The 6,943-nt window shown below is 39.4% G+C and carries 8 protein-coding genes; all 8 read left to right on the forward strand.

All coding sequences use genetic code 11. From position 1 onward, the window contains the following. The first annotated feature begins 213 nt into the window (after positions 1-213). On the forward strand, positions 214-1,152 hold the full coding sequence (locus QME58_13740; GenBank protein ID MDI6804877.1) for a hypothetical protein: 939 nt from the start codon (positions 214-216) through the stop codon (positions 1,150-1,152). A gap of 52 nt (positions 1,153-1,204) precedes the next feature. Beyond that, positions 1,205-1,366: a hypothetical protein gene (locus QME58_13745; GenBank protein ID MDI6804878.1), complete on the forward strand. Its 162-nt coding sequence runs from the start codon at positions 1,205-1,207 to the stop codon at positions 1,364-1,366. Positions 1,367-1,476: 110 nt separating this feature from the next. Then, positions 1,477-2,151 (forward strand): hypothetical protein, encoded by a 675-nt coding sequence (locus tag QME58_13750; GenBank protein ID MDI6804879.1) that lies wholly within the window; start codon positions 1,477-1,479, stop codon positions 2,149-2,151. A gap of 141 nt (positions 2,152-2,292) precedes the next feature. Next, positions 2,293-3,789 carry a hypothetical protein gene (locus QME58_13755; GenBank protein ID MDI6804880.1) on the forward strand — a complete coding sequence of 499 codons (1,497 nt, stop codon included), beginning with the start codon at positions 2,293-2,295 and terminating at the stop codon, positions 3,787-3,789. Between the two features lie 279 nt (positions 3,790-4,068). After that, entirely contained in the window at positions 4,069-4,869 is an 801-nt protein-coding gene (locus tag QME58_13760; GenBank protein MDI6804881.1) for an alpha/beta fold hydrolase, read from the forward strand. Positions 4,870-4,887: 18 nt separating this feature from the next. Continuing rightward, positions 4,888-5,280 (forward strand): VOC family protein, encoded by a 393-nt coding sequence (locus tag QME58_13765; GenBank protein MDI6804882.1) that lies wholly within the window; start codon positions 4,888-4,890, stop codon positions 5,278-5,280. A gap of 75 nt (positions 5,281-5,355) precedes the next feature. Beyond that, the gene (locus QME58_13770; GenBank protein MDI6804883.1) at positions 5,356-5,832 is read left to right on the forward strand and encodes a hypothetical protein; all 477 of its coding nucleotides are present in this window, start codon (positions 5,356-5,358) and stop codon (positions 5,830-5,832) included. Next, on the forward strand, positions 5,825-6,802 hold the full coding sequence (gene hemB, locus QME58_13775; protein ID MDI6804884.1) for a porphobilinogen synthase: 978 nt from the start codon (positions 5,825-5,827) through the stop codon (positions 6,800-6,802). The genes QME58_13770 and hemB overlap by 8 nt, the downstream gene beginning before the upstream one ends. Positions 6,803-6,943: the final 141 nt, after the last annotated feature.

The following is a 6,943-nucleotide window of genomic DNA, read 5'->3' on the forward strand; positions in this document are numbered from 1 at the left end:
TACGCTGTTTCTATCTATCATTTTTACCCACTCACTTCCACGATGAGCCTTAGTTTATTATTCTGTGCATTCTGAGCAAATCGCTTCGAGCTTGACGGATGTAACACCATTGCTTGAAGATTTGGTTTACAAAGGTACGGTTGATTGTGTTGAAAAATTCATTCATAACATATTTGATAATCATATCTTCATGCGAACTATAAAATATAACTGATGAACACAGCATTATTTCAAAATTATAAAGGATATAATTATATGATTACGGAGGCAATTCTGTTTTGTATAAGTCTATATCTCCTGAATGGATGTAGTAGCACTACCAGTATTACCACAACCCGTCCAGCAGGAATTTTACTCGATAACAGAGTTATGGTTGCGGTTGGGGAAATACAGGGCGATCAATCGCATGAATTTTGTGAAGAGCTGAAGCAATATTTAGCTGAATACTTTCCTGCCATATACGTACCACCGGCAAAGTTAGAAGATCATAATTCTCTTGTAATGATTTTCGGTACCTACAGTTCTGAAACTACCGAGAAAGTTGTCAGCGAAGGATTTGGCGACAAAGAAACGAAATACAAAAGTAAAACGTGGACGTCGAGATTTCGTTATTATATTACAGATGTTCGAACAGATAATCGTATTTCATCGGGTGACGTTATATATGAAGAAAATGAGAAATCTGAATACAAAGAGAAGTCACTCCTTGGAGGGCTTTTTGAGAGTGTCGGATCTTCAATCATGGAATCGATATTGAAAGAAGGAAAAAAAAGACAGAGGTTGCTGATTAGTAAACTTATATTCGAACTGCAGCCGCATGTTGATAAAATCGAGGTGGAGCTCATGAAAGATTCCGATCTGCCTGAGTTGGAAGCTGGAAATGTTGCTGCAAGAGAACGTCGATGGGAAGATGCGATTTCAAGTTTCATGTTAACTATCGAACGCCATCCCAACCATAAGAATATTCACAAAGATTACTACAACCTTGGTGTCGCCTATGAATACACTTTTCGTTTTGAGTACGCACTTTTGTATTTAGGAAAGGCATCAGAGATGAGTGTGAACCCAATATATCAAAAAGAATTAGAGTCGTGTGAACGATTCCAACAGGAGTACTGGTGGCATGAAGAATATCCAAAGCGACGTATGTAGAAGGAAAAATGCGAAGGCGTACAATGTACTTGTACAAATAGTGGCGACGCTTATGAATGAAAAACGAGAAGCGGAAATACACAATTTCGAATTTCGAACTTCGGATTTCGGACTTTCAAGCGGTGTATATTTTTATCGACTCGTGGTGAGTTCAACCGAACCTTTGCAAGCGGGCTCGTTTCCACAAACTAGAAAACTATTATTGTTGAGATGATATTGAGGCGAAGTCATTCATTTAGAAAAATGAAAATAATTAAATATCGGTGTTATACCGATAAAAATTAAATCACTAAATCCAAAATATTAAATTAAAGGAGTGCTACAATGAAAAACATTATGTTTATTTTGATTGCAGCGATAGTGCTGCATAGCGGAATTTTAATCAGCCAAACCGAAGAACCTTCAGTCGGTCAATTTATGTTTGGCGTTAAACCTGAATTTTTAGGGATCTCAGGTGGAACGTTTGGTTACAAAACTGCTAACGATTTCCAAATATACTTCGGTTTAGATTATACACGTCTTGGGATGTCGGTAGATTTAACAGAGACTCGATGGGATTATAATATCTATCGGTTAGAGGATACACATGAAAAATCAGAGGCCTCAATAAGTATGTACAACCCTCTCTTTGGAGTGAAGTATTGCATAGTCAGAAAGAATGACCTTAAAGGCTACTTAATGGCTGAAATATCAAAACCTATTATTACTGTTGACCAGAAAGAGGAAGTCGGAATAGAAGACTTTACAAATAAACTGAGCATGTGGGGATTCAAATCAGGTTTCAGAACAGAGTATTTTTTTAGTAATAATTTTAGTTTAGGTGGCGAATTCGGTCTCCGCGTTTTACTTTTAAATTTTGAGGATAAGCAAACAGAAGATGTAAAGGTATATGATCCAACAATAGGAGATTATAGAACTGTTACAGAAAAACAAATCCTCGATCTTACCCTAAATTTAAGTTATACATATTCAGCAATTTCTTTGAATTTTTATTTCTAACGCTTAGTAGCTGGAGACTATGTATCAACGAAGAAATATTTATTGTTGAAATTTGGAATCGTTATCATTGTTCAATTTACAGGCTGTCGGAAATAACCGGCAGCCTTTTTTATTTCTAAAATTATTACTAAACTTATAATAATGAAATCTAAAATAGTCAAAATAACCGGCATTTCGATAGCTGTACTAATTTCCGTCTTCTTCATTCTCGCTATTCCTGAACCGACACCGGTAATTCCTGCAGCCGAACCAACATCAATTGCTAAACCGTTCGCTTGGAATCAGGATGTTTTTTGGGATTCACTCGAATCGGAATTCTTCGCGGCTATGAAGGCTGGATGCGTAATTATTATGTATCGCGCCGACTATAACCTCTTCCTGCTCGAAAAATTAATCGAACAAATCGAGACGAGGCAAATCGAGCCTGAAGCAACGGAACTTCGACAGATTGAAAATCAAATTTTTATTTTAGGACCGCTTGTAGCCGAATGTGATGGAAAAGTGCCAAGATATTTACATCTAATTGCGAGAATGAGGACCGCGTTGAAACGGCAGTCGGAAAAATGGGATATTAATGACCGGTTAACAAGAGAAACACTCTATCGTTTGCTGTACGGAGGACGCGCTGCCGCGGAAGAAGTAATATTACAAATACACGCAATTAGACGACCGCCCGCTCTGCAAATAGATAATGACGAACACTCGTCAACTCCCGCATCAAACTTTCTTGGAGTCAAAATTCACAGCGGCGATATATTTGTATCGCGCGGGGGCGCTCCCACTTCCGCTCTAATTGCACGCGGTAACGATTTCCCCGGGAATTTTTCACATATCGCACTCGCGTTTGTAGATTCATCCACAAAGTCGTTGAAGATAATCGAGTCGCACATCGAGCGTGGTGTAGAGATTTCTACACCCGAAGATTATTTTCAAGATAAAAAACTACGCATCATGGTTCTGCGTTTACGGTCCAACTTGCCCTCGCTTGTTGAAGATCCTCTTCTTCCTCATCGCGCTGCGGCTGCAATGTTGAACCGTGTTAAATCCGAACACATTCCATATGATTTCTCAATGGATTATAACGACACGACTAAAATATTTTGCTCGGAAGTCGCATCGACAGCTTACCGGAAATTTGGCATTAACCTTTGGCTTGGACTTTCGCATATTTCAGCTCCGGGTTTGCGACGTTGGCTTGCTGATTTTGGTGTGCGTCATTTTGAAACACAAGAGCCATCCGATTTAGAGTACGACCCACAGCTTTGTGTCGTAGCAGAGTGGCGCGACCCGGAAACTCTTTTTAAAGATCACATTGACAACGCGGCTACAGAGGCAATGCTCGAGATGGCAGAAAGAGGTTTCGTACTGGATTATAAGTGGTACATGCTTCCTGCTGCGAGAATATTAAAAGCCTATTGCTGGACATTAAACCTTTTCCACAAAGAAGGTCAAATACCGGAAGGCATGTCCGCCGCATCGGCGTTGAAACACGAATTCTATGCTGCCTTGCATGCTAAAGTAGTTGACGACGTTCAAAGGCAAGTAAATATATATCACCGTTATCGCCGTATTAATCCTCCGTCCTGGGAATTATTACGTATGGCACGCACATCATTGCAAACACAAATTAGTTATTAATAATTCATGTTACGAAAAATAGTTTTCAGGGTAAAAATTCGAAAATCTAAATCCGAATTTCGAAACAAACCCGAATTTCTAAAATCTAAAACCGTTTCTAAAGCACCGATTTTCATAATTTTGAGCATTCGAATTTTGGATTTGTTTAGTACTTCAATATTCGTGCTTAGGATTTTTCGCAACAAATCATGACTGTGCGTACCATCAGTTAGTAAGTTGTAGAATTACAATTATTTTCTTTTATTACCAAGGAAGGTATCATACTTATTTTGATAGAAAATGAAAGCCAACATAAACGGAACAAATATTAGTTACACAATATCCGGAAATAGCGACGGATTACCGGTTGTATTCATTCATGGTTTTCCTTTCAACAGTTCTATGTGGACTCCTCAGATAAAATCAATTTCCGTAAAATACCGTGCGATTACTTTCGATGTAAGAGGTCACGGCGAAAGTGATTACGACGACGGGCAATTCTTGATTGAATTTTTTGTTGATGATTTAATCGGACTGCTCGATTATTTAAAAATTGAGAAAACTGTTTTAGTAGGACTTTCGATGGGCGGCTATATCGCACTTCGAGCAATTGAACGAAATCCGGAGAGGGTTGCCGCATTGGTTTTGTGCGATACAAAATCTGCCGCTGACACGAACGAGGTAAAAATTCGAAGAGCGCGGCAGATACAAATTGTGAAGAGTGTGGGCATTGCCCGTTTTGCAGAGGATTTTTTAAAATCTATTTTTTCGGAAGAAACTTTTATCCGACTTCTGAACATCGTTGATATGATTAGGAACATTGTTTTGAAAACTTCGCCACTCTCTGTTGCTTCGACGTTAATTGCACTTGCGGCTCGAACCGATACTACTCAAGCTTTACCGGATATAAAAGTTCCAACATTAATAATGGTAGGCGAGAAAGATACACTCACAACACCCGCCGATGCTTTGGAGATGAAAAATCGGATACCGAATTCGGAGATGCACATAATTCCCAATGCCGCACACATGAGCAATTTAGAGAACACAGCTGCATTCAATAAGCACCTTTTTAATTTTTTGCAGAAGATTTTTAAATAAATTTAAAGGAAAAGGAAAATGCAAATTGACCATTTTGTTTTAACCGTAAACGACATCGAAGAAACTATTAAGTTCTACAAAAGCGTAGTCGGCGCGGATGTCCTCGATTACGAAGCTTGGAAATCCGGGGGGGCAAAATACCCGGCGCTTCTTTTCACGCTCCAAAAAATTATTCTTCATACACCAGCCACAAAAGCCGATATTAACGCTGCAAACCCTCAAACCGGCAGCGCTGATTTTTGTTTCCACTGGGACGGAAATATTTCCGCCGCAGTCGAACATCTGGCGCAACATGGAGTATCCGTCGAGCTTGGACCTGTCGAGAGAATCGGAACTCACGGAAAAGGTAAGAGCGTTTTCTTCAGAGACCCGGAAGGGAATTTACTTGAGTTTATAAGTTATTTGCCATAAGTTTGAAATATCAAAATAGTTTTTTATCTTGTAATCGAAACTAACAATCCCAAAAATAAAAAGGAGAAACACAAAATGAAACATCATTTAATTTTCCTTACACTTATTTTTATTTTGTTTAACTATACATTTAGTCAAACAAAATGTTACCCTTGGAAAGAATTAGACAAATCCGGGTTTACATTCACTGAAATAGAGTCCGTTTATACAGAGGCGGTCAATGCAGATACGACAATGCTTACAGCTTTTCAGGGTAGAGAGGACGAATTGCATAAGGCTTGGATGAGACTATTGCAGGATATATCTGCTTTTCTAAGCAAGAATAATTTTAAATGGGGAACAGCAACAAACTGTTGGAATCGATTCTACTTCGACAAAGATGGAACAATTGATCACTATTTTTATAAGATTGATGATTTTGATAAAACAGAAGAATTTGAAAAACTAATGAATGAGTTTATTAAAAATTATAAATTTCCACTAACGGCAGAAATGAAATTTAAACAATGCGGTTATGCGAGATTTCAAGATAAAAAGGAGAATAATGAGTAACCAAATTAATAACTTTCAGCGGCTTCGTCGGACGAGAATGAATCCAGTTATCCGCTCGATGGTGCGCGAAACCGAGCTTTCTAAAAACGATTTTATATATCCACTGTTTGCAGTTCCGGGGAATAAATTTAAGAAAGAAGTATCATCGATGCCCGGTGTCTATCAATTGTCAGTTGATGAAATCGTGCGCGAGTGCGTTGAAGTAAAAACGCTCGGAATACCTGCGGTCATTCTTTTCGGCATCCCCGAGAAGAAAGATGAAATCGGCAGCGGCGCCTACGACCCGAACGGAATAATCCAGCAGGCAGTTCGTGCAATAAAAAAGGAAGTCCCTGAGCTTTATGTTATTACCGATGTATGTCTATGTGAATACACCTCGCACGGACACTGCGGAATAGTTAAGGGAGATGAAATAGTAAACGATGCATCAAGACAACTGCTCGCTCAAGAAGCGCTTACTCACGCACAAGCCGGCGCGGATATGGTTGCACCATCGGATATGTTCGACGGTCGTGTAAATGCGATTAGAGAAATGTTAGATAAAAATAATTTCCTCAATCTACCGATAATGTCGTACGCTGCAAAGTATGCATCGGGGTTTTACGGACCTTTCCGTGAGGCAGCCGAAAGCACGCCGCAATTCGGTGATAGGCGTTCGCACCAGATGGATCCTGCAAACTCTGACGAAGCGTTACGCGAAGTTGAAGCCGATATCGAGGAAGGCGCTGATATAGTTATGGTAAAACCTGCACTTCCCTATCTCGATATAATCAGAAGAGTGAAAGACACATTCAACATACCTATTGCTGCCTACAATGTTAGCGGTGAATACTCGATGATCAAAGCCGCGGGAAAGATGGGCTGGATCGACGAAGAAAGAGTGATGCTGGAAGTATTAACAGGAATCAAACGCGCGGGCGCCGATATGATTTTAACTTATTTTGCCAAGGATGCTGCGAAGCTCCTTTAAATAAATTCTTAGTGTTTCTAAGTGCGCTAAGTGTTTCGGTGGTAAAATATAACGACCTACACGACGCAAAGGACTCATATAATTACTAAGGGCAGTTCCAAAAATTCAAATATAAGTTTAGTGTTATAGATTTTATCGTCG

It is taken from the genome of Bacteroidota bacterium (assembly GCA_030017895.1).
Lineage (GTDB): Bacteria > Bacteroidota > Ignavibacteria > UBA10030 > BY39 > JASEGV01.